This window comes from Cyclobacterium plantarum, from assembly GCF_011290685.1.
GTDB classification, from domain to species: Bacteria; Bacteroidota; Bacteroidia; order Cytophagales; family Cyclobacteriaceae; genus Cyclobacterium; species Cyclobacterium plantarum.
Genome location: NZ_JAANYN010000029.1, coordinates 1 through 1,124, shown reverse-complemented (window position 1 = coordinate 1,124; position 1,124 = coordinate 1). Strand labels below are relative to the sequence as shown.

Annotated in this window: 1 protein-coding gene; it reads left to right on the top strand. The window is 33.9% G+C overall.

What is annotated here, in order from left to right; all coding sequences use genetic code 11:
• Positions 1-212: 212 nt before the first annotated feature.
• Positions 213-1,109 (top strand): IS982 family transposase, encoded by an 897-nt coding sequence (locus G9Q97_RS24630; RefSeq protein WP_166151936.1) that lies wholly within the window; start codon positions 213-215, stop codon positions 1,107-1,109.
• Positions 1,110-1,124: the final 15 nt, after the last annotated feature.

Genomic DNA, 1,124 nt, shown 5'->3' with positions numbered 1-1,124 from the left:
TAAATTCTACGAAATCCGACGATTTAGGGATGCCCATGTATAAATCTGATTAATTATGAAAGGGATTTGAATAATTATTTAATAAAGAATATTTGGTAAATTACTGATATTAAATCTATATAATATTTAAAATAAATACTGCAAAAAATAGAAAAAGCCATGTTCTTTTGTTAAATTAAAGGTGCGAATATCAACAATTTAACTACTCGAACATGACTTTAACTGACAACAAAATTACCGAAATTTTCTATCTTATTGACGAGTTCTGCATTGAATTTGACAAATCTGTCGAAAAACATCTCCTTGGAAATAAACCTAAGAGAACCCCTAAAATGAGCCCTAGCGAGGTCATTACAATCATGATAATGTTTCATACTGGTGGCTATCGGAATATGAAACACTTTTATATAAATTATGTACAGGTTCATATGGCACATTTATTCCCGGAGACGGTCTCATACAACAGGTTTGTGGAACTGATGCAATCCGCTTCCCTGCCAATGACTATATTCCTGAAAACCTGTTGTTTAGGGGACGGGACGGGAATAGCCTTTATTGATTCCACTCCTATTAGGGTATGTAAGAACAAGCGGATCAAGCGAAACAGGGTATTCAAAGACATTGCCCAGGTGGGTAAATCTACGATGGGATACTTCTTTGGCTTTAAGCTTCATCTTGTAATCAATGACAAAGGGGAGATACTGAATTTTGTAATCACTCAAGGTAATGTTGATGACAGAGAACCCCTGAAGAATAAAAAGTTTGTAAATAAATTAAAGGGGAAACTTTATGCTGATAAAGGATATATTTCCAAAGCATTGACGGAAATATTATTCATGGATGGACTTCACCTGATCACCAATATCAGAAATAACATGAAAAATACCCTGATGGAACTAAAAGATAAGATCATGCTGAGAAAAAGAGCCGTAATTGAAACTGTAAATGACGAACTAAAAAACATGTGCCAGATTGAGCATTCCAGACATCGTTCCTTCAATAATTTCATTACAAACTTGATATCAGGCTTAATTGCTTATACTTTTTTCCCAAAAAAGCCCGGAATCAAATATGAAACTGCTCAAACTAATCAAATTGCCATATATTAAAATCGAACTCAGGTT

Bases quoted from the DNA above. Each gene is read 5' to 3' on its own strand.
- G9Q97_RS24630 (WP_166151936.1), top strand. From the start codon at position 213: ATGACTTTAACTGACAACAAAATTACCGAAATTTTCTATCTTATTGAC.